General features: G+C 42.3%; 18 protein-coding genes. 8 read left to right on the top strand and 10 right to left on the bottom strand.

The genetic code is table 11. The annotated features are described in order from the left end of the window. Nucleotides 1-75 precede the first annotated feature (75 nt). A complete protein-coding gene (locus GS399_RS01225) occupies nucleotides 76-1,329 on the top strand; it encodes an alkaline phosphatase family protein (RefSeq protein WP_160842716.1) in 1,254 nt (417 codons plus the stop codon). A 1-nt stretch (nucleotide 1,330) separates the two neighbouring features. Here the strand turns inward: GS399_RS01225 and GS399_RS01220 are convergent, their stop codons facing one another. After that, complete coding sequence (locus GS399_RS01220; protein WP_160842714.1) at nucleotides 1,331-1,786, bottom strand: ferritin-like domain-containing protein; 456 nt, start codon at nucleotides 1,784-1,786, stop codon at nucleotides 1,331-1,333. Between the two features lie 64 nt (nucleotides 1,787-1,850). Here GS399_RS01220 and GS399_RS01215 point away from each other — a divergent pair, with 64 nt between their 5' ends. Further along, complete coding sequence (locus tag GS399_RS01215) at nucleotides 1,851-3,674, top strand: DUF885 domain-containing protein (RefSeq protein WP_160842712.1); 1,824 nt, start codon at nucleotides 1,851-1,853, stop codon at nucleotides 3,672-3,674. Nucleotides 3,675-3,695: 21 nt separating this feature from the next. Here the strand turns inward: GS399_RS01215 and GS399_RS01210 are convergent, their stop codons facing one another. Further along, nucleotides 3,696-4,433 carry a DUF4197 domain-containing protein gene (locus tag GS399_RS01210; protein WP_160842710.1) on the bottom strand — a complete coding sequence of 246 codons (738 nt, stop codon included), beginning with the start codon at nucleotides 4,431-4,433 and terminating at the stop codon, nucleotides 3,696-3,698. A gap of 109 nt (nucleotides 4,434-4,542) precedes the next feature. Between GS399_RS01210 and GS399_RS01205 the strand changes: the two genes are divergently transcribed. Continuing rightward, the gene (locus GS399_RS01205; RefSeq protein ID WP_160842708.1) at nucleotides 4,543-5,118 is read left to right on the top strand and encodes an RNA polymerase sigma factor; all 576 of its coding nucleotides are present in this window, start codon (nucleotides 4,543-4,545) and stop codon (nucleotides 5,116-5,118) included. 31 nt (nucleotides 5,119-5,149) lie between these two features. Next, nucleotides 5,150-6,019: an energy transducer TonB gene (locus GS399_RS01200; protein ID WP_160842706.1), complete on the top strand. Its 870-nt coding sequence runs from the start codon at nucleotides 5,150-5,152 to the stop codon at nucleotides 6,017-6,019. 2 nt (nucleotides 6,020-6,021) lie between these two features. Here the strand turns inward: GS399_RS01200 and GS399_RS01195 are convergent, their stop codons facing one another. Genes GS399_RS01195 through GS399_RS01170 form a run of 6 tightly spaced genes read right to left on the bottom strand, consistent with a single transcriptional unit; the run spans nucleotide 6,022 to nucleotide 11,751 of the window. Then, nucleotides 6,022-7,035: an inorganic phosphate transporter gene (locus GS399_RS01195; protein WP_160842704.1), complete on the bottom strand. Its 1,014-nt coding sequence runs from the start codon at nucleotides 7,033-7,035 to the stop codon at nucleotides 6,022-6,024. A gap of 17 nt (nucleotides 7,036-7,052) precedes the next feature. Continuing rightward, nucleotides 7,053-7,700 carry a DUF47 domain-containing protein gene (locus tag GS399_RS01190; RefSeq protein WP_160842702.1) on the bottom strand — a complete coding sequence of 216 codons (648 nt, stop codon included), beginning with the start codon at nucleotides 7,698-7,700 and terminating at the stop codon, nucleotides 7,053-7,055. A 56-nt stretch (nucleotides 7,701-7,756) separates the two neighbouring features. Continuing rightward, nucleotides 7,757-8,806 carry a sensor histidine kinase gene (locus tag GS399_RS01185; RefSeq protein ID WP_160842700.1) on the bottom strand — a complete coding sequence of 350 codons (1,050 nt, stop codon included), beginning with the start codon at nucleotides 8,804-8,806 and terminating at the stop codon, nucleotides 7,757-7,759. 26 nt (nucleotides 8,807-8,832) lie between these two features. Further along, on the bottom strand, nucleotides 8,833-9,960 hold the full coding sequence (locus tag GS399_RS01180) for an NAD(P)/FAD-dependent oxidoreductase (protein ID WP_160842698.1): 1,128 nt from the start codon (nucleotides 9,958-9,960) through the stop codon (nucleotides 8,833-8,835). Then, a complete protein-coding gene (locus tag GS399_RS01175; protein WP_160842696.1) occupies nucleotides 9,960-10,655 on the bottom strand; it encodes a methyltransferase domain-containing protein in 696 nt (231 codons plus the stop codon). The genes GS399_RS01180 and GS399_RS01175 overlap by 1 nt, the downstream gene beginning before the upstream one ends. A 1-nt stretch (nucleotide 10,656) precedes the next feature. Further along, complete coding sequence (locus tag GS399_RS01170; RefSeq protein WP_160842694.1) at nucleotides 10,657-11,751, bottom strand: type III polyketide synthase; 1,095 nt, start codon at nucleotides 11,749-11,751, stop codon at nucleotides 10,657-10,659. 46 nt (nucleotides 11,752-11,797) lie between these two features. Between GS399_RS01170 and GS399_RS01165 the strand changes: the two genes are divergently transcribed. After that, nucleotides 11,798-12,673: a UbiA family prenyltransferase gene (locus GS399_RS01165; RefSeq protein ID WP_160842692.1), complete on the top strand. Its 876-nt coding sequence runs from the start codon at nucleotides 11,798-11,800 to the stop codon at nucleotides 12,671-12,673. A 98-nt stretch (nucleotides 12,674-12,771) separates the two neighbouring features. Here the strand turns inward: GS399_RS01165 and GS399_RS01160 are convergent, their stop codons facing one another. Further along, the gene (locus GS399_RS01160; RefSeq protein ID WP_237487834.1) at nucleotides 12,772-13,446 is read right to left on the bottom strand and encodes an HD domain-containing protein; all 675 of its coding nucleotides are present in this window, start codon (nucleotides 13,444-13,446) and stop codon (nucleotides 12,772-12,774) included. Then, a complete protein-coding gene (locus tag GS399_RS01155; protein ID WP_160842690.1) occupies nucleotides 13,418-14,587 on the bottom strand; it encodes a THUMP domain-containing class I SAM-dependent RNA methyltransferase in 1,170 nt (389 codons plus the stop codon). The genes GS399_RS01160 and GS399_RS01155 overlap by 29 nt, the downstream gene beginning before the upstream one ends. Before the next feature lie 62 nt (nucleotides 14,588-14,649). On the opposite strand from GS399_RS01155, the gene GS399_RS01150 reads away from it, so the two are divergent. The 3 genes from GS399_RS01150 to galB all read left to right on the top strand — a co-directional run bounded on the left by GS399_RS01150 (nucleotide 14,650) and on the right by galB (nucleotide 20,599). Beyond that, a complete protein-coding gene (locus GS399_RS01150; protein ID WP_160842689.1) occupies nucleotides 14,650-15,015 on the top strand; it encodes a DUF3127 domain-containing protein in 366 nt (121 codons plus the stop codon). Nucleotides 15,016-15,248: 233 nt separating this feature from the next. Beyond that, complete coding sequence (locus GS399_RS01145) at nucleotides 15,249-18,086, top strand: TIM-barrel domain-containing protein (protein WP_160842687.1); 2,838 nt, start codon at nucleotides 15,249-15,251, stop codon at nucleotides 18,084-18,086. Between the two features lie 92 nt (nucleotides 18,087-18,178). After that, nucleotides 18,179-20,599, top strand: a complete 2,421-nt coding sequence (gene galB / locus GS399_RS01140; RefSeq protein ID WP_160842685.1) for a beta-galactosidase GalB — start codon at nucleotides 18,179-18,181, stop codon at nucleotides 20,597-20,599. The last annotated feature ends 3 nt before the right edge of the window (nucleotides 20,600-20,602 follow it).

Genomic DNA, 20,602 nt, shown 5'->3' with positions numbered 1-20,602 from the left:
ATATTACAAAAAAGGGATTTGGCAACGAATCCCTTTTTTGTTTTTTATGGTTTACTTTGCGGGAAAGCCTTTGCTATGATATCGAGGAAGTTGTTGGTCACTGTATTTCTTTTTGCCTTTTTTAAAAGTTATTCGCAAGTTGATACCAGCCAGCATATTGTTGCGGGCCGGGTAAACAGCAAGGAACAGCAAAAGAAACCATACCTGGTACTGATTTCAGCGGATGGATTTCGATATGATTATGACGAGAAGTTCAACGCGGATTTCTTACTTAATATTAAAAAACAGGGCGTGCATGCAAAGTCGATGCAACCTAGTTTTCCATCTTTAACTTTTCCAAATCACTACACGCTGGTAACGGGGCTTTATCCCGCACATAGCGGCATTCCGGGAAACGTGTTCTTCGATAAGAAGCGCAAGGAAGTGTATAACATGGGTGATAAAGACGTCGTCAAAGATGGTTCATGGTATAAGGGTACGCCGCTATGGGTGCTGGCTGAAGAGCAAAAAATGTTAAGTGCGAGTCTTTTCTGGGTAGGATCGGAGGCGGCTATTAAAGGTATCTTGCCTACTTACTACTATAGCTTTAATGAAAATATGGGCATTGATCAGCGGATCGCGGCTGTTGTTAACTGGCTTAAGCTTCCTGAAGAAAAGCGCCCGCACATTATAACTTTTTACCTGCCGGAAGTAGATCATGCTGGACACGATTTCGGGCCCGATGCGGATCAAACAAAGCGAGCTGTATTGTTTGTTGACTCCGCTTTAGCAAAGCTTTCTAAAGATGTGAAGGCTTTAGGCTTGCCTGTAAGTTTTGTTTTTCTGGCTGATCATGGAATGATTAAAATTGACTCGGCGGTGCAGACGCCGCCATCAGATTCGACAAAATATCGCGTAAGTGGTAGCGGTTCAATGGCAGAGGTAAGACTAAGCGATTCCTCACTTTTGGAAAGTACCTATCAAACTTTGTCGGGAAATAGTAAGGGATACAAGGTGATTAAAAGTACAGAAACCCTATCTTATTGGCATTATTCTAAATCCGAAGACTGGTACGGCCGCATTGCAGATATATTACTGATACCGGATTCTTCATACGTTTTCGGGAGCCGCAATTTTAAGCCACGGGGATATCATGGATTTGATCCGCTAAAGGTTAAGGAGATGCATGCTTATTTCAGTGCCTGGGGGCCGGCATTTAAAAGTAATATAACTATCCCAACGTTTGAGAACGTAAACGTCTATCCGATGATAGCAAAAATTCTCGGATTGAAAATTACGGAACGTATTGACGGCAACGAAACAGTACTGGATCCGATTCTGGTAAAATAGTTTAATACTTCTTAAAGAGTTCTTCGATTTTTTCCAAGTCCTCTTTAATGCGAATTTTTTGCACTGAAACCAGATTTCGGGTGTCAGCTGGAAGAAGCGCTTTTTGCAAAACATCGTCAAATGCGGATAAAGCCGCTTTTTCACCAGTAATACAAGCTTCTAATATTACTTTATCGTCTTTTTCGCCTGGAGCCAGCGTAGTTTTAATTCCAATCCATGTCCGGTGAATCAAACCGAGCGTGCCCCCGCTTTTGTCCGGACTACCGCCTGCTTTCCTTACCTCGTGTTTTAAGGCTTCAGCAAATTGATGTTTGTCATGGCTTAAACTGAAAAAAATGGTTTTCAGATCCTCTGCTTTTGCATTTTTCGCCGAAACGTCATATCCCGACTGCCCGTCAAGACAGATAGATACCAGGTGATTTAAATGATCGATCAGCTTTTGATTGGTGCTTTCCATCGTTAGGAAGTTTCCTATAAAAATAAAACTCCTCTGCGTAAATTAGCTACCAATAATTAGATAGATGAAAAAAATTCTGTTTTTATTTTCTCTCGCAGCGATGGTAACCTGCTGCAATAATGTTCAGAATAAGTCGACCGGAACAGCAAATGATGCAGAATCTGACGCTAAGTTTAACTCGCTTTTAAGCAATTACTGGGAGACGCGATCCCGACTTTTTCCGTTGGATGCGACGCAGCAAGGTGATAACCGCTATAATAATATTTTACCCAATGATCAGACTCAGTCATTTCGTGATTCGGTGGCTGCTTTCTACCAGGAATATGCCGACAGGTTAAAAACGTTCCGTCGTGCAGAGCTTAATTCAAACGATCAGCTGAGTTACGATATTTTAAATTACGAGCTAGATATGAAGATCAAAGCTGCAAAACTTGGACTGGTAGATAGTAACGGCGGGATTCAAACATCATATATGATTCCCTTTCAGCAATTCTGGGGTTTACCTCTTACGATGGGTCAACTTGGATCTGGAGAAGCGTTTCAGCCATTTAAAACGGTTAAGGACTATGAAAATTGGATTGGGCGAATGCGTGGGTTTAAATCATGGAGTGATTCGGCAGTCGTAAATTTCAGTAAAGGAATGAAGCAAGGAATCGTGCTTCCGAAAGCCCTGGTTGTAAAAATGATTCCGCAAATGGACGCGATGGTAGTAACGGCTCCCGAAAAAAGTTTGTTCTATGGACCGGTCAATAGATTTCCAAAAGAATTTACCGCCGAAGAGAAAGCAAGATTAACAGCTTTATACAAAGACGCCATTATGACGCAAGTTGTGCCGGCATATAAAAATCTCGGCGACTTTTTGAAAACAGAGTATTTGCCGGCGGCGCGAAATTCAACTGGCATTTCGGCTGTTCCGAATGGAGGGGTGCTTTATACATACCTGGTCAAATACTGGACAACTACCGATAAAACACCTGACGAAATATATCAGACAGGATTAAATGAGGTAAAACGGATCCACAACATAATGGACAGTGTGAAAAACTCCGTAGCATTTAAAGGCGATCTAAAAGCGTTTTTCAATTACATGCGAAGTGACAAACGTTTTTATCCTTATAAGACCCCGGAAGAAGTATTGGCTGCCTTTGAAGCAATTCATCAGAAAATGAAGCCAAACCTGGAAAAGATGTATGGCCGGGTTCCTAAAACTCCTTTTGAAATACGCCAGACAGAAGCTTTCCGAGCGGCCAGTGCGAGCGCTGAGTACAACCAGGGATCGCCAGACGGAACACGGCCTGGTATATTTTATATCCCAATTGTAGACGCAAAAAAATTCAATACTACATCCGGAATGGAATCGCTGTTTTTGCATGAAGCCATTCCTGGGCATCATTATCAGATCTCCCTTCAGCAGGAGAATACTTCTCTTCCACAATTCAGAAGATTCGCCTGGTACGGAGCGTATGGAGAAGGTTACGCATTGTATTCCGAGTCACTTGGAAAAGAGCTGGGTTTGTATACTGATCCTTACCAGTACATGGGCGCTCTCGGTGACGAAATACACCGTGCTATCAGGCTCGTTGTTGACGTAGGTATGCATACGAAAAACATGACACGTGAACAGGCGATTAAATACATGATGGACAATGAAGCGTTAGACGAAGCGGGTACGACCGCTGAGATTGAGCGTTATATGGCTGTGCCTGCCCAGGCTTTGTCATACAAGATCGGCGCCTTAAAGATTCGCGAGTTAAGACATAAGTACGAAAAAGAGCTGGGAAACAAATTTAAGATTTCGTCTTTCCATGACGAGTTCCTAAAGGATGGTTGTATGCCGCTTTCAATCCTCGAGAAGAAAATGGACGATTGGGCACGAAGCGAAAAATAAAAGTATTGGATAAAGGGAAGACTAAATCTTCCCTTTGTTTTTGTCGGCAAAACCAAACACTTTTTGTAGAAGACCGGTGCTTCTTGCAGAAAAGTTAGTTCTTATTTTTAGTTCTTCACCGGCAATCTCATGAAATAATCCATCGATTGCTTTCTGGGTAACATACGCATCCAGATCTGGATTTATTTTTGACGTTAGTGGGATCTTGTTGTAGCTTGTTACCGCAGTCGACCAGTATTTAGTTGCACCAGTTTTGCTTAAACTCGCTTCAATTATCGGATTGAACTTCGCCTGTAATTGCGAGCTGGTAACACGTTTAAAATATTGAGTTGCAGCATCCTGTTGGCCGCTTAATAAAATATTTGACGCGTCAGTAATTGTCATTTGTTTTATTGCATCGATAAAAATCGGTTTGGCTTCCTTTGCTGCATCCTCTGCTGCACGGTTAACACTCAAAATAACATTATCGCAAAGTTGGTTCAGTCCTACGGAACGTAAGGTTTTTTCAATTTTCTGTGCTTCGGGTGGGAAAAGGATCTTTATAGCCATGTTTCCAAAAAATCCGTCGGTAGCGGAAAGTTTTTCAGAACTCTCAGTTGTACCAACTTCCAGTGCCTGTTTTAAGCCGGATGCTATCTCGGCTGTAGTTGGGTTCGCGGTAGTTTGTGCTAAAACCTGAGAGGCTTGATTTAAAGTATCGCAGCTGCTAAAAATTAAGAAAGCTCCCGTTAAGGTAGCTAAGGTTATTGATCGTTTCATCCAAGTTTTCATCATCATTTGCAAAAATTTTGCCACAAATGCCGTGGTATTCGTATGTTAGCCCTTATTCTTCTTTATAACGATTAAGATACAATCTCAAACCGGGACTTTGAAATTTATAAAAAATAATCAGGCAGGATCGCAGGAAGAGCAGTTATTAATTGACCGTTACCGGCAAACGGGCGACCTGGATGTGCTTGGCCAGCTGTATTCTCCATATATGCACTTGATCTATGGTGTGTGCCTTAAATACCTTCGGGATGAAGATCAAAGCAAGGATGCGGTGATGCAGATTTTCGAAGAACTGATTAAAAAGCTACGGGCGCATCAGGTTAGTAATTTCAAAGGCTGGTTGTATACACTGGCCCGAAACTACTGTTTAATGTCGCTTCGCAGTTCAGGAAGGCATGAATTTGTAACTCTTGACGCAGGCGTTATGGAATCAGGCGATTCTGAGCATCTTGATTTGGGTGAGTTACGCGAACAGCAGCTTTCCGCAATGGAAAAGTGTATGGAGTTGCTTCCTGAGGAGCAAAAAAAGAGCGTTGAACTATTCTATTTGCAGCAAAAATGCTATAAAGATATTTCTGAAATAACTGGCTTTGATATTAATAAGGTTAAAAGCTATATTCAGAACGGGAAGAGGAATTTAAAGATTTGTATAGAAAAGAGAAGTGGAAGCTAATTCAATAAATCAACATACTATAAATTTATACTTGCAAGGCAAGCTTGATCCGGAAACGGCACATGCGGTAGAAAAAGCTGCATTAGATGACCCCTTTCTTGCCGACGCAATTGAGGGTTTCAGTGAAAACGGCCAGTTTGCCGATCATAGTGATCTAAGTCTGCTTCAAAAAAGGCTTGAAAACCGGATTGCACAAAACCATCATATCAGGAATGTACAGGGATTTACCTGGCAGCGTATAAGTATCGCCGCTACTGCAGGTTTACTTTTTTTGGTTGCAAGTGTTTTGTATTTGATGAACTCGCAAAAAAACCGCGACAGGCAGCTTGCTGCTACTCAAAAGCAAGTCGATGTAACTCTTACTCATCCGGATAGCTTAGATGAATCTGTTGCGGCGATAGAACCAGAAGAGAAAATTAATACTGCCCCGCAAACTGACGTCCGTATCGCGGTTACAGAGAAAAACAGGCTGCCGAAAATTAAGAATGATGATATAACGAAGCCTGTTGCCACGATTACGTCGACCGACTCTGTGATAAACAATTCACCGCAGGTTGCAGTGGCTGAAAAAAAGCCAGAAACGACACTTAGAGCGTTTTCAAAAGCTGCGGTTGTAAGCGATTCTGTTATTAGTAAGCCGGTTCCTGTGATAGGGTGGGATAAGTATTCTGACTACCTCGCGGAAAGTAAAAAACTTCCGGCTGCTGAAACAGCGAAGGGAAAAGTAACAATTGGTTTTACCGTTAACTCGAGCGGATTGCTCGACGATTTTACCATCATCCAGGGAGTTAATGATGTGCTGAATAATGAAGCTTTGCGTTTGATAAAAGAAGGACCGGCATGGAAACCATCTTCGGCAAACGCAAAGGATTCAAAAGTGATGGTTACAGTAACCTTTTAATCTTATTTGTTGAACAGGTGAATAACCAGGTAAACCAGCGCCGCTAGAACTGCTGAAACGGGGATCGTTAGTATCCATGCCCAGATCAGATTTATTGTTACCCCCCAGCGAACCGCTGAAACCCGTTTTGTCAAACCAACTCCGATAATCGATCCGGTAATTGTATGTGTTGTTGAAACCGGTATTGCAAAATGCTCTGTCAAACCCAGGGTAAAAGCACCGGCAGTTTCTGCCGCTACTCCTTCAAGCGGGGTAACCTTAGTAATACGAGAGCCCATAGTTTTAACAATCCTCCAGCCTCCTGTCATGGTTCCAATCGAAATTGCCGAATAACAAACAAGCGGTATCCATTCGGGCATCGGGGCTCCCGGAGCAATCACTTTTGAAGCAACAATCGCAACGTAAATAATGCCCATTACTTTCTGAGCGTCGTTACCGCCGTGAGCAAAGCTCAAAGCTGCGGAAGAAACCAACTGTAATCTTTTAAACCATTTTTCGGCGGTAGCCGGCCGGGCTTTCCTGCAAATATTGATAATGATCAGTGTAATAATTACCGAGATGATCATACCAATAACCGGTGCAAGCACGATGAATGAAATAATGGTTATGACATATTTAGCGTTAATAGCACTTAAGGCCGTCGCTCCTGAAAGCATCGCGTTAGCCATTCCGGCACCACCGAAACCGCCTATCAGTGTATGCGATGAACTTGATGGAATTCCATAGTACCAGGTGAATAAGTTCCACGTTATTGCCGCAACTAAGCCTGCAAGTATCACGTGAAGTGTAATGTATTGCTCTACTACAGTTTTAGCAACGGTGTTGGCCACCTTATGGTCGGTGAAGTAAAAGTACGCGGCGAAATTAAATATGGCTGCCCATAAAACCGCCTGAAAAGGGCTTAAGACCTTTGTGGATACAATCGTAGCGATAGAGTTCGCTGCATCGTGAAATCCGTTGATATAGTCAAACCCGATGGCGAGAATGACAACAATGACCAGGAGGGAAGTAACCATTCCTTGTTTATTAAGGTTTAAGCGTTTTTGACAAGTATTGACTCAAGCACGTTGGCTACATCCTCACATTTATCCGTAGCCGTTTCCAGTGCCGACAATATTTCCTTGTATTTGATAATTTCTTTGGCATCAGCTTCATATTCGAACAATTGTGCTACAGCTTTATCGAAAATATAATCGGCCTGATTTTCCATGCTGTTAATACGAACGCATGAATCGGTGATTGTGCGAATGTTTTTCAGATTCTTCAACTCCCGCACAGCCTTGTCAACATCTATACAGCCCTGTAAAATCAAATCGGTGATCTTCATGATAGGCTCAGTCATTGTTGTGACATTGTAAAGGGCCATCCGGTTAGCTGATCCATGGATATAATCCGCGATATCATCTATTGCCGAGGCAAGTGAGTGGATATCTTCACGGTCGAAAGGTGTAATAAAGTTTTTTCCAAGTTCGAGGTAGATCTGGTGAGTGATATCATCTCCCTTATGCTCCAAATCATCGATAACCTTGATTAAATCAGTGCGGCGACTATCATCTTTGGTATTGACAGCTTCCTGTAAAGCTTCTCCGAGTTTTATCAGATTACCACTTGCCTGTTCAAATAGAGGGAAAAATACGCGGTCTTTTGGAACAAAGTATTGAAATATATTATTTAACGACATTGCGCTTTCATTAATGTTGGGCAAAGGTACTAACACAATGTTAAGTTAATGTTAACTTATGTGTCAGTTAACGGGAAAGGCTGTTTCACTTTTTCGAGAGTGAAGCCAAATGTTGAGCCAATTCCTTCTGTGCTGCGAACGGTAATAGTTTGCTGGTGCGCCTCGACGATATGTTTTACAATAGCCAGACCAAGTCCGGAGCCCCCGATTTGACGCGACCGGCTTTTATCGGTTCTGAAAAACCGTTCAAACAACCGAGGAAGATACTTCTCTTCAATTCCTGAGCCGTCATCTGTCACTTCAACCAGTATCTGGTCGTGGAGTTCGAATGTTTTAATATAGGTATTGCCATGCTCTTTGCCATATTTTATTGAATTATCAATAAGATTTACCAATACCTGCCGAATTTTTTCCCTATCGGCGTGCACCGTTGTTGAATGATCGTACTTTTCCTTAAACCAAAGGGTTATTTTGTGTTCAGTAGCCTTTTTTTCAAGCGATTCGATGACTTCTTTTACCAAGCCACCTAAGTTGAATTTTTGATAATTAACCGGAACCTCGCCACTTTCAAGTTTTGAAATAGCGTCGAGGTCAACAATCAGATAATTTAGCCTGTCAAGATTTCTCTGTGCTTTCCTTAAAAACTGCTGAGCCATTTCCTGGTCTTCAAAATTATCTTCCTGCACGGCCTCTATGTAGCCCTGTATTGCAAAAAGGGGTGTTTTGAACTCATGGGAAATGTTCGACAGAAACTCTCGCCTGAATTGTTCCTGTTTTCTGAGTGTCTCAATCTCGCTTTTTTTGTCCCGCGCCCATTCTTTTACTTCAAATTCCACGTCATTGATCGGATCTGTTGATACATATTCGCCGATTGCATCTTTCAGATCCTTGCCCAGCTTAAGGTTGTGTATTAACTTGTAAATGAGCTTGATTTTACTGTAAATGTATTTTTCGAGCAAATAATAAAATACGATGAAGCTGGTAATTAGTGAAATTGAAAAAGTGATCAGCAGGTAATACCAGCTATGTTGAAAATAGAAATTGACGATAGCAAGTGACAGAGCAACAGCTAAGGCGTTTATAAAAACGACAACTGAAAGTTTCATCGTAAATGTGGTTTGTAGTTGCCAAGTTACAAATTAAATGGTTTGCCATGTGTTTTTTTAACCAGTAAACGGCCTACGGAAGGAACGCCGTTAACAAACGATATAACGCCATTACTTATTGATCTGCTGCCAAATAGTTTTTGTAAAAAGCGACCGGTAGCCAGTCTTGCACTGAAGTTATTTCGCCACGCCTGAGTCCAGGCATTTTCAAGGTTTCGCCTTTGATTTGGCTTTTCGAAATCAGGGCAGCCAGAAATAATTTTGGTGAGGAGTATTGCGGAACGCAGCGCTATGGCCATCCCATTTCCGCATAAAGGAGTAATCATGCCCGCGGAATCGCCGCAAAACAGAAGATGATCCTGAACAGCCGGCTTTTTGTCAAAGGAAATTTCATTGATCACTTCAGGCTTCTCAAACAGAAAGTCGGAATTTAGAAAATGATGTTTTAAAATTGGGTTTTGCTGAAGAACCTCGTGTTCAAGCGCATCAATAGATCCATGCTTTTTTAACAGTCGATTTTCTGAAAGATAGCAAAGGCAATACTTGTCGCCTTCGATTTTCGAAAGCCCACAATAGCCTCCTTCAAAGTTGCTTAACTGTATAACGTTATCAGGATGATCAGTTCGGATATGATATTTAATTCCCACATACGGACTGCGCTGATAGAAAACGTTTGGCCTAAGTTTCTGATCGAGATTTGAGCGTTTTCCATAGCTGGCAATAACCAGGTCAGCTGATATCAACTGATCATTGGCTAGTAAAATGGAAAAATTGCCCTGGTCGAACTTTATATCAACTACACGCTTGCCAAGTTCAAATTTGACGCCTTCTGCAAGAGCTTTTTTGTAAAACAAATAATCAAACTGGTAGCGGCTGATGCCAAAACCACCAAGGTCAAGATTTGTAGTGAACAGCTTCCCGGAAGGTGAACTCACTTCCAGTTTTGTAATATTAGCTGGCTGATTATCACTAAAAACGATACCTATATCGTTTAAAAGCGGAAGCACTTCATTAGAAATGTATTCGCCACAGACTCTGTGAAACGGGTATTGGTTTTTTTCAATCACGAGTACTTGGAAGCCTTGACGCCTTAACAGTATTGCGCTTGTCAAACCAGCCAATCCGCCGCCAACCACCGCGATTTTTTTTCCCATTATTTGTAGATGATTAACTGCCACCGAAAGGCCCACATCCAGCGAAGCTGATAGTTGCTTATACCAGCTTCTGCAAGTAAACTCGTAAGTTCTGATTTCTTGAAGCTGCGCAGGACGGAAATTTTCGAATCGTTTTTTACCATATAGGATTTCGAGAAAAGGCCGGTTAAAAATCCTATTGAATAGTATGCAAACCAGTGGCGATGCAAATCATTTACAACTACGGCTTTTTTTGCAGAAGCAACCATTTTTTTAATCAGGTTTATCCAATCCGCATCGCGGAAGTGATGCGTGAACAAACTTGATATTATAACATCATACTGATTCGGTTGAATATCATCAGTCAAAACATTTGCGAGTTCAAAGCTAATTTCAGGGCGGGCAACCGCTTTTCTACGTGCATAATCAATTGCAGCAGGAGTTGCGTCAAGTCCGGAAAGCTGCAGGTTTATTGATTTTCTTTTTGCCCATATAGCTATTTGTCGTAAGGAATCGCCGCCACCGCATCCCCAATCGCTTATTGAATATTGATCTTTCAAGCCGATTTTTTTGAAAGCGTTAAAAAATACCGAATATCCGCCGAGCCGAAGGTTTATTACTTCGAGCTCATCCATAATTGGGTCTATAATCTCGCGGCTGAGGGCGAAATCGTCCATAAGCTCATCTTCTGTACATCTTTTGCTGAAATCAGGCATGTCAAATAGTTTGCAGTAACATGCTTTCGATGGTGAGGCCAGGGCCAAATGCAAATCCCATGACATAACTTCCTTTCTTGCTTTCTGCTAATAATTGCTGCAAGACAAATAAGATTGTCGCGGAAGACATATTGCCAAATTTTCTAAGCACGTCAAACGAATGTTTTAAACAGAAACCGTCAAGCTTTTCCTGGCAAACTTCGAGTATGCGCCGGCCGCCGGGGTGAATAGCCGCCGACGATATTTTGCTGGGATCAACTTTTGACTTTTCCAGGAGGCTGTCGATAACGCCGTTGATTTTTTTACTGATATGTTTTGCGATATGTGATGACAACCGCATTTCGAAACCCGTATTTCCAATTCGCCAGGCCATCTCATTTTTGCTTTCAAGTTGCAACTCGCTAAAAAAGGATGCAAGGTTAAAGCCAACAGCAGTTGACCGATGACTTTCATTTTCGACAAGGACTGCGGCAGCTCCGTCGCCGAAAAGGGAATTGGCCAGCCAGTTTTCGAGCGTGTTTTCACGTTGAAAGTGAATGGTACAAAGCTCGATATCGACAATTAGTACTTTGGCTTGCGATTCCGCGCGACAAATATAATCTGCCGTTTTTAGCGCGTTGAATGCTCCGTAACATCCCATAAAATTAATGCAGGTACGCTCGACAGTCGGGTTCATTGAAAGTTTTTCAATTAAATCAATGTCAATGCCGGGAGCGTATAGTCCGGTGCAGCTTACGGTGATCAGGTGGGTAATTTGATCTATGGAAAAATCTGGAATTTGTTCATGCAAGTTTTTAACAGCAGCCAGGCAAACATCAATTGCTTTACGTTCAAACAAAGAGGAACGGCATTGTGTGGTTGGATAAGGTTCCAACAAAACATCATTTCCGAAAAATTTGTAACTTCCTCTCTGTAAACCGAAGTCATCAATTACCGAATGCCGGTATTCAATGCCGGATAATTCATAAAGCTTTTTCAGTCGCGACCTGTCGTTTGCAGAAAGCTGATGGGCATCCGCCATAAATTCGAGTATTTGACTTTGGGCAAAACGATTAGGAGGGTTGGCTGTACCAATGGCGGAGATAATGCTTCTCATGAATGTAGTTGTTATCTTACAACGGAATAAATTATACGAAGTTTGAATGAAGATAATCTTTTCAAAAGCAACATGGCTGCATTTTCGGTTTCCTTTTTCATTGTTCCTGCTTCCGGTTTTTGTATTCTCAATAAGCCAGGCACCAGATATTAATACGTACAAAGCGTGGCTCGCGTTAATAGTCTGGCATTTATTTGTATATCCAGCCAGCAATGGCTATAACAGTTATTTTGATAAGGACGAGGGTAGTATTGCTTTACTGAAAAATCCGCCAAAAGTAAGTTCTGAGCTTTATTATGGATCAATTGCCCTTGATATAATTGGATTGATACTGGCGGGTTTTGTTGGATGGAATTTTATGCTGGCAGTTTTTGTATACGGTTTACTTTCTAAAGCTTACAGCCATCCGTCCGTCAGACTGAAAAAATATCCCTTTTTAAGTTTCTTCGTCGTATTTCTGTTCCAGGGCGCTTTTGTTTACTGGACTACATTTTCTGCGGTATCAGAATCGGATTTTCTGTATTTATGGTCGTATGATTTTATGCTCGCAGGTTTAATTTGTTCATGTTTGATAGGCGCTTCCTATCCGTTGACACAGGTTTATCAGCATGATGAGGATCAGAAACGTGGTGACAGGACTCTGAGTATTGTTTTAGGTATCCGCGGTTCTTTTGTGTTTTCGGCAATGTTATTTTCGGCTGCTTCGCTGATAATGTTCATTTACTGGAAGGATCGCGGCGAGATATTCAACTTCTGGTTATTCCTAACATTGGTTTTTCCGGCTTTTGCTTTTTTTTCAAATTGGTTTTATAAGGTTTGGAATGATGAAAAACAAGCAAATTTTATAAATATGAGCCGGATGACATTTGTTAGCGGGTTATTGATTTTGGTTTATTTCGTGGTAGTGTGGCATTTGAAGTGATAGCTCTGTTAGCTTGTGTAGCTAATATACTCACTTGCTCGCGTAAACCTGACTAGTATACGGCATCACTGTATTTGCTTTTCAAAAAATGAGTTTTACTACAATTCACCTTCCCACTCCGCATAAAACTGCTGAAGATATTGCTCCATAAAAGCATGCCTTTCCCTGGCAAGTTTTTTACCAGTTTCAGTATTCATTTTATCCTTTAAAAGAAGGAGCTTTTCATAAAAGTGATTAATAGTAGGCGCTGAGCTGTTCTTGTATTCTTCCTTACTCATCGTCAGGTTTGGCTTAATTTCCGGATTATAAATTTCACGGTTTTTAAAGCCGCCGTAAGTAAAAGCCCTCGCAATACCAATCGCACCAATAGCATCCAGGCGGTCGGCATCCTGAACTACTGCCAATTCTTTCGAATGAAATTCAACCGTTCCCAAACTTGCTTTGAAAGACATGTTAAGGATTATTTTCTGTACATGCTGAATCACATCTTCATTAACATGAATGGCATTTAGAAACTCACCGGCTTTCCGTGGTCCGATTTCTTCATTGCCTCCATTAAACTTACTGTCGGCAATGTCATGCAGAAGGGCGGCCAATTCGACGATCAGCATATCGGCATTTTCGAGTTCTGCCAGATGTTTTGAAGTATTCCAAACGCGTTGAATATGCCACCAATCATGGCCCGATTCCGCATGCTTGAGTGTTTCTTTGACGAACCCGACAGTTTTAGAAATGACTTCCTGGCTATCCATCTGTCCGTCTGGTTCCTTCATATAATTCGTATTCGAGAAGACGGCAATCCAATTTGCCATTATAAAATTCAATTTTTCTCGAAGCTTTTAAGCCAATCTTTTTTGCCAGGTCTGGATTGCCGGTAAAAATATAGCCGGAGTAGCCCTTACAGCTTTGTTTCATAAAGTCGCCGATACGCTTATAAGTTGCTTCAAGTTTTGTGTGAACGCCAAGCCGTTCACCATATTCGGGATTAAAGAAAACGACGCCTTTTTCACCTTCAGGAACTGGTGTTTCTGCGAAATCACATACCTGGAACTCTATAAGATGATCAACACCGGCAGTTTTCGCGTTTCGCTGAGCTACGTCAACCGCGTCGGCCGAAAGGTCGGAGGCTACGATTTTAAAATCGAGTGTTTTTGTTGCCTGATCCTTAAGTTTTCTTCGTTCGGTAAAGAATATCTCTTCTTCATATCCGAGAACATGCATAAAACCATAGTTCATTCTGAAGAAGCCGGGGCTTTTATTGGTTGCGAGTAAGGCCGCTTCTATAGCCAGGGTTCCGGAACCGCACATAGGATTAATGAAGGGGCTTTTCCTGTCCCATTTCGTAGCCATGATCGTTCCGGCAGCAAGCGCTTCGAGCATTGGCGCTTTTCCAGGGATTTTGCGGTAGCTGTGTTTCGCCAGCGTTTCGCCTGAGGTGTCTATAAAAATTTCTGCAAAATCATCCTTCCAATATAAATGGATAACGCTTTTATTTTGTTCTGCACCAGAATTCGGGCGAAGTTCTTTCTTCTCCTTTATACGGTCGACAATGGCGTCTTTTACTTTGACATTGGCAAAAAGGGGCGTGGTAATATGTTCGTTATCCACATTGCTGGTTACAGAAAAATAGCCGGTAAAATCGATCAGTTCCTCCCAGGCAATTTCCAATAATTCCTTATAAAGCCTTGCCGGGTTATCGGCAGTAAAGCTCTTTATTGAATATAATATTTGACTCGCGCATCGGAGATTCAGATTTAGCGGAATGCACTCATTGATGCTGGCTTCAAGTTCAACACCTGTGCTGAACGTCCTTTTTATCTCATAGCCAAGGCCTTTTACCTCCTGTTCCAGGTAGGGTGACAGGCGCTTGTTGCACGTGATGATAACTTTGCTTCTATTGTGGAAAACTTGCATAATTTTTTGCGAAGTTAATCAATTAAAATTGTCAGATTTGCTTCAACAACGATTTGAATAGTATGGAAATTAAAGGAAAAGTGCACGAAGTTTCTCCGATACAAAATGTAACCGAGACCTTCAAAAAGCGTGAACTTATTGTTGAATATGCTGAAAATCCACAGTATCCTGAATATATAAAATTTGAGGCGCTACAGGACAAGGTAAACTTGTTTGATACGGTTAAAGCTGGCGATCAGGTGGAAGTGTTTTTTAACCTTCGCGGTCGTCCATGGACTGACCGTAACGGAAAAACAGCTTACTTCAATACACTTGTTGTGTGGCGCATAAATGTATTGAGCGGTGCTCAGCCTGCAGGTCAGCCTGAATATGCTCCGCCGGTTGATATCAGTTCAACTCCAGGCGAGGATGACGACCTTCCATTCTAACCAATTATAATTCTAATGTCGAACCCGCATCTTGCGGGTTTTCGTTTTTATGGGTTTTAAGTCTGTCGCTAGTTGCCGTTTTCGGTGTTTAATGATAAAAGGTTAGTTTGATGGCCTTGTTAACATTTTTACTCCATTTGTAAACAATTGATGCTACTCCGCTTCGATTTAATCAACTAATTTCACTTCCTGGAAATCTGTACCTCAGCAGATCCTTTCTATTTATAAATATTATGGCTAAAAAAATACTTGTCGGGATACTCTTTTTTGCTTCCCTTGGCTTTGCCAAACACTCTTTTTCACAACAAACTTATTCGAAGCTTAATAATGGAGTAGAATTGAGATTATCGTCGGCAAAAATAACTTTGCGGTTAGAAGTGGTAAACGATGATATTATTCACGTTATCAAAAGCCCTGACGGTAAATTTCAAAATGCCAGTTTAATGGTATCTATCAGCAAGGGCCCAAAGCAGTTTTCCGTGACGGAGGCAAAAGGTGAGCTGAATTTAAAAACTGCTAAGTTGTGGGCTGTAGTTTCATTAACAGATGGCAAGATTGCTTTCCGCGATTTAAGTGGCAAAGCTTATACGGTAGCGGCAAATTCGCCAGAAGAGTTTAAACGTACGTCTAATGGTGGAGAGGTGTCGTGGAAGCTCAAACAAAGTTTTACAACTACACCCGACGAGGCTTTTTACGGACTCGGCCAGCACCAGGATGGCTTGATGAACTACAAAGGCTACCAGGTTACGTTGCTCCAGTACAATACCGATGTGGCCGTTCCTTTTTTGGTATCAAATAAGAATTACGGTATATTATGGGATAACTATTCCATAACTAAAGTTGGCGATACAAGAGATTACCAGCCAATTTCAGCGCTAAAACTAATATCTAAAAATGGAGACGAAGGCTGGCTCACCGCGACATACTCATCCTTGAGTGATTCAACTAAAATATTTGCGCAAAGACCCGAATCCGATATTGATTATTCATTTTTAAAAGATCAGCGTAAATTTCCCGATAGTGTAAAGCTGGCTCAAAGCCGGGTTAACTATGAAGGAGACATCGAGTCAGGTTATGATGGTACGCATAAATTTCATATCAAATATTCAGGATATGTTAAGGTTTGGATAGCCGGAAAACTAGTGGTTGATAAATGGCGCCAAGCCTGGAATCCCGGTTCACAGATTTTTGACGTAAACCTGCAAAAGGGAAAAAGACAACCCATCCGTATCGAGTGGATACCAGATGGCTCTGAAGCTTATTTAGCGATAAACTGGTTATCGCCGCAAACAGCCGCGGAGCAGGGTGAATTTGCTTTTGCATCCGAAGCTGGCGACGCGATCGACTATTACTTTGTGGCTGGTAAAAATGCCGATGAAATCATCCATGGCTACCGGGAGCTAACGGGTAAGGCGACGATGCTTCCTGGGTGGGCTTTTGGTTTCTGGCAAAGCCGCGAGCGTTATAAAACGCAGGACGAAATCATTTCAACTATTCGCGAATTTCGAAAACGGCAGATACCGATAGATAATATTGTGCTCGACTGGTCTTACTGGAAACAAGATCAGTGGGGCAGCCAGGAATTTGATGAATCGCGATTTCCCGACCCGGTTGGAATGATTAAAAGTGTGCACGACGATTACCATGCGCATTTTATGATTTCAGTTTGGCCGAAATTTTATCCAGGCATACCGAACTATGATTTCATGAATAAAAATGGCTGGCTATACAAGCGGAATATTGCTGATGGCCGTCGGGACTGGATTGCGCAGGGCTATCATAACACTTTTTACGACGCTTATAATCCCGGTGCTCGGAAGGCAATGTGGGATTTGATGAATAAAAACTTGTACAGCAAGGGCATTGACGCCTGGTGGATGGATGCCTCCGAGCCTGATATTCATTCAAATCTGGATGTTGAAGCACGTAAATCAATTTTTACTCCGACGTATCTTGGCTCTTCAACAAAATATTTCAATGCCTTTGCTTTAGAAAATGCGCACGGAATATACGAGGGCCAACGACAAACAAATCCAAACAGCCGGGTATTTACGCTCACCCGTTCCGCTTACGGCGGTTTGCAACGCTATGCAGCCGCAACATGGAGCGGTGACATTGCTTCCCGCTGGGAAGATTTTAAAGCGCAAATACCTGCCGGAATAAACTTTTCATTGTCAGGAATTCCTTACTGGACAATGGATATTGGTGGCTTTTCCGTGGAGCGTCGCTATGAAAAGCCCTCGGAAAAAGATTTGGATGAATGGCGTGAGTTAAATGCACGCTGGTATCAATTCGGCGCATTTGTTCCATTGTTCAGGCAACATGGGCAGTACCCGTATCGTGAAATTTACAATATAGCGCCTGATAATCATCCAGCGTATAAGAGCATGTTGTTTTATAATAAGCTTCGCTATCGCCTGATGCCATACATTTATTCGCTTGCCGGCAAAGTTTACCAGGACGATTATACGATGATGCGCGGACTTGTAATGGATTTCGGCGAGGATGCTGCCGTGAAAAATATTGCAGATCAATATATGTTTGGCCCGTCATTACTGATCAACCCGGTTACTGATTATCATGCAGCATCACGTAAGGTTTATTTACCTAAAGGATCAAACTGGTACGACTTGTATACAGGAAAGGTAAATGCCGGAGGAACGACAATTACAGCTGATGCACCATATGAGCGTATGCCTGTATATGTTAAGGAAGGTTCCATCATTCCTTTCGGCCCGGCGGTACAATATACAGGAGAAAAGCCGGCTGATCCAATCACCATTTACGTGTATACCGGTAAAAATGCATCATTTGACCTTTATGAAGACGAAGGTATTAACTACAACTACGAAAAAGGTAAATATTCAGTTATTCCTCTACGCTATAATGACGCCAGCAAGCAATTAGTAATTGGCGACCGAAAAGGAAGCTTTGACGGAATGCTCCAGAGCCGGAAGTTCCGTATTGTGTGGATTGGTAAAACTTCGGGGTCGTCACTGGACATAGATCAGCAAAAAGCGCAGACTGTAACGTATCAGGGTAAGTTTATCAATGTCAAATCAGACCAATAGTCAATTCAAGGATTGATTTAAGGCTGCCAACACTATGTTTACTTGAAGTCTTTAAATTGCCTTAGTTTTTCACGACGAAGAAGCAAAATTATATGAAAACAAATCGACTCCGATTGCCAGTTATACTAATCTTGTGTTTAATCGCTCAGTTTTCATTTGGACAGACAGGCGCCAGGGCAACAGAAAAATTCAATTCAGGCTGGAGGTTCAATCCTGGTGATAGTCCGAAAGCGAAAGACGCTTCATTTAATGATGCAAGCTGGCGGCAGCTTGATCTTCCGCACGATTGGAGCATTGAGGGTAAGTTTAGTAAGAATAATCCAGCCGGAATTGGTGGCGGTGCTTTACCTGGCGGAATCGGCTGGTATAGGAAAAATTTTACAGTGGCGGCAAGTGACCAGCAGAAAAATATTTTTATCGACTTCGATGGAGTTTATTGTAATAGTGAAGTATGGATAAACGGCCACTATCTTGGTAAGCGGCCAAATGGATACATCTCGTTCCGATACGACCTTACACCTTTCATTGCTTTTGGAAAACAAAATGTTATATCGGTTAAGGTCGACAATTCTCAACAGCCAAATTCCCGCTGGTATTCCGGCTCTGGGATTTATCGAAACGTGTGGCTTGTCAAAACGCGCAAAGTATATGTCGATAATTGGGGTACTTACATAACCACACCAAAGGTTTCCGCGCAAAGCGCGACAGTAAACATCAATATAACGGTACGAAAGAAAAGTGTCGCAAAAGTACCTGTTGTAGTGAGCACAATTATTTATGATCCGCAGGGCAAAGTCGTAGCAAAAAGCGATAACACCTCGGCCGGATCCGATTCGTCGGTAACTGCGCAATCTTTTGAAATTGCTTCGCCCGAACTATGGAACACCGATCATCCGAAATTGTATAAGGCAGTTAGCCAATTAAAGTCCGGGAACCAGGTTTTAGACAGCTACAGCACAACTTTCGGTATCCGGTCGTTTGAGTTTGATGCGGATAGGGGATTTTTCCTGAACGGAAAGCCATTCAAGATATTAGGAGTTTGCGATCACCACGATCTTGGCTGCCTTGGCGCCGCTGTCAATACCAGGGCACTTGAGCGGCAATTAGAAATTTTAAAGGAAATGGGTTGCAACGGAATTCGTACATCTCACAATCCGCCAGCCCCGGAATTGCTCGATCTGTGTGACAAAATGGGTTTCATCGTAATGGACGAGGCTTTTGATATGTGGAAACAGCAAAAAAACAAGTTTGATTATCACCTGGCTTGGGATAAGTGGCACGTGCGCGATCTGGAGGACCAATTGAAACGGGACCGTAATCATCCAAGTGTTTTTATTTGGAGTATAGGAAATGAGATTCCTGAGCAATACAGTAAAAATGATACCAGCGGTAGAAATATCGCCAGGGAGCTGGCGTCGATCGTACGGAAGTTCGACAATCGCCCGATAACATCAGCCTGTAACGAGCCGAATCCCGATAATAATATCATTGTTTCAGGCGCGCTTGATCTGATCGGGTACAACTATCACCATCAGGATTACGCAAGCTTCCATGAACGTTTTCCGGGCAAAAAGTTTATAGCTACAGAATCAACTTCTGCTTTAGAAACGCGCGGCTTTTACGATATGCCATCAGACAGCATTCGCCGCTGGCCAATAAAATGGGATGAAGAATTTAAGGGAGGAAACCAGGAACAAATGGTTTCCGCGTACGACAACGTTTCGGCACCCTGGGGATCAACCCATGAAGAAACCTGGAAGGTGATGAAAAAACACCCATTTCTTTCCGGAATGTATATATGGACCGGATTCGATTATATAGGTGAACCTACCCCGTATTCCTGGCCGTCCAGAAGTTCATACTTCGGTATCATTGACCTGGCGGGCTTCCCTAAGGATGTTTATTACATGTACCAAAGCGAGTGGACAAATAAGCCTGTGCTGCATATTTTTCCTCATTGGAACTGGCCGGCCGGCAAAGTGGTCGATGTTTGGGCTTACTACAATAATGCCGATGAGGTGGAGTTGTTTCTCAATGGCAAGTCACTGGGTGTAAAAAAGAAGACGGGTGACGACCTCCATATTCAATGGCGCGTAAACTTTGAACCTGGAACGCTAAAGGCGATATCCCGTAAAGACGGGAAAATTGTACTGGAAAGAGAAATTCACACAGCGGGAAAAGCCAGTTCGATAAATCTTACTGCTGATCGCAAAACAATTTCGGCTGATGGTGAAGATTTGTCGTTCGTGACGGTAAATATTGTTGATGAAAGAGGTAACCTGGTGCCTGATGCGGATAACCTGGTGACGTTTAAAATTAAAGGAGATGCAAAGATCGCCGGCGTGGACAACGGGTTGCAAACCAGCATGGAGCCATTTAAGGCTAATGATCGTAAAGCTTTTAATGGGAAATGTTTAGCGGTTATTCAATCCGGTAAAACTCCTGGAAAGGTTACACTTGTAGCAAGTTCGGTTGGCTTGCCAGATGCCGAGCTAGTAATCGATTTAAAATAATCT

The sequence above is a fragment of the Hufsiella arboris genome (genome assembly GCF_009834875.1).
GTDB lineage: Bacteria > Bacteroidota > Bacteroidia > Sphingobacteriales > Sphingobacteriaceae > Hufsiella_A > Hufsiella_A arboris.
This window is presented reverse-complemented; position numbering and strand designations above follow the sequence as displayed.

Bases quoted from the DNA above. Each gene is read 5' to 3' on its own strand.
- GS399_RS01210 (WP_160842710.1), bottom strand. From the start codon at position 4,433: ATGAAACGATCAATAACCTTAGCTACCTTAACGGGAGCTTTCTTAATT.
- GS399_RS01195 (WP_160842704.1), bottom strand. From the start codon at position 7,035: ATGGTTACTTCCCTCCTGGTCATTGTTGTCATTCTCGCCATCGGGTTT.
- GS399_RS01155 (WP_160842690.1), bottom strand. From the start codon at position 14,587: ATGCAAGTTTTCCACAATAGAAGCAAAGTTATCATCACGTGCAACAAG.
- galB (WP_160842685.1), top strand. From the start codon at position 18,179: ATGAAAACAAATCGACTCCGATTGCCAGTTATACTAATCTTGTGTTTA.
- GS399_RS01215 (WP_160842712.1), top strand. From the start codon at position 1,851: ATGAAAAAAATTCTGTTTTTATTTTCTCTCGCAGCGATGGTAACCTGC.
- GS399_RS01165 (WP_160842692.1), top strand. From the start codon at position 11,798: ATGAAGATAATCTTTTCAAAAGCAACATGGCTGCATTTTCGGTTTCCT.
- GS399_RS01150 (WP_160842689.1), top strand. From the start codon at position 14,650: ATGGAAATTAAAGGAAAAGTGCACGAAGTTTCTCCGATACAAAATGTA.
- GS399_RS01225 (WP_160842716.1), top strand. From the start codon at position 76: ATGATATCGAGGAAGTTGTTGGTCACTGTATTTCTTTTTGCCTTTTTT.
- GS399_RS01220 (WP_160842714.1), bottom strand. From the start codon at position 1,786: ATGGAAAGCACCAATCAAAAGCTGATCGATCATTTAAATCACCTGGTA.
- GS399_RS01170 (WP_160842694.1), bottom strand. From the start codon at position 11,751: ATGAGAAGCATTATCTCCGCCATTGGTACAGCCAACCCTCCTAATCGT.
- GS399_RS01180 (WP_160842698.1), bottom strand. From the start codon at position 9,960: ATGGGAAAAAAAATCGCGGTGGTTGGCGGCGGATTGGCTGGTTTGACA.
- GS399_RS01190 (WP_160842702.1), bottom strand. From the start codon at position 7,700: ATGTCGTTAAATAATATATTTCAATACTTTGTTCCAAAAGACCGCGTA.
- GS399_RS01145 (WP_160842687.1), top strand. From the start codon at position 15,249: ATGGCTAAAAAAATACTTGTCGGGATACTCTTTTTTGCTTCCCTTGGC.
- GS399_RS01160 (WP_237487834.1), bottom strand. From the start codon at position 13,446: ATGAAGGAACCAGACGGACAGATGGATAGCCAGGAAGTCATTTCTAAA.
- GS399_RS01185 (WP_160842700.1), bottom strand. From the start codon at position 8,806: ATGAAACTTTCAGTTGTCGTTTTTATAAACGCCTTAGCTGTTGCTCTG.
- GS399_RS01175 (WP_160842696.1), bottom strand. From the start codon at position 10,655: ATGCCTGATTTCAGCAAAAGATGTACAGAAGATGAGCTTATGGACGAT.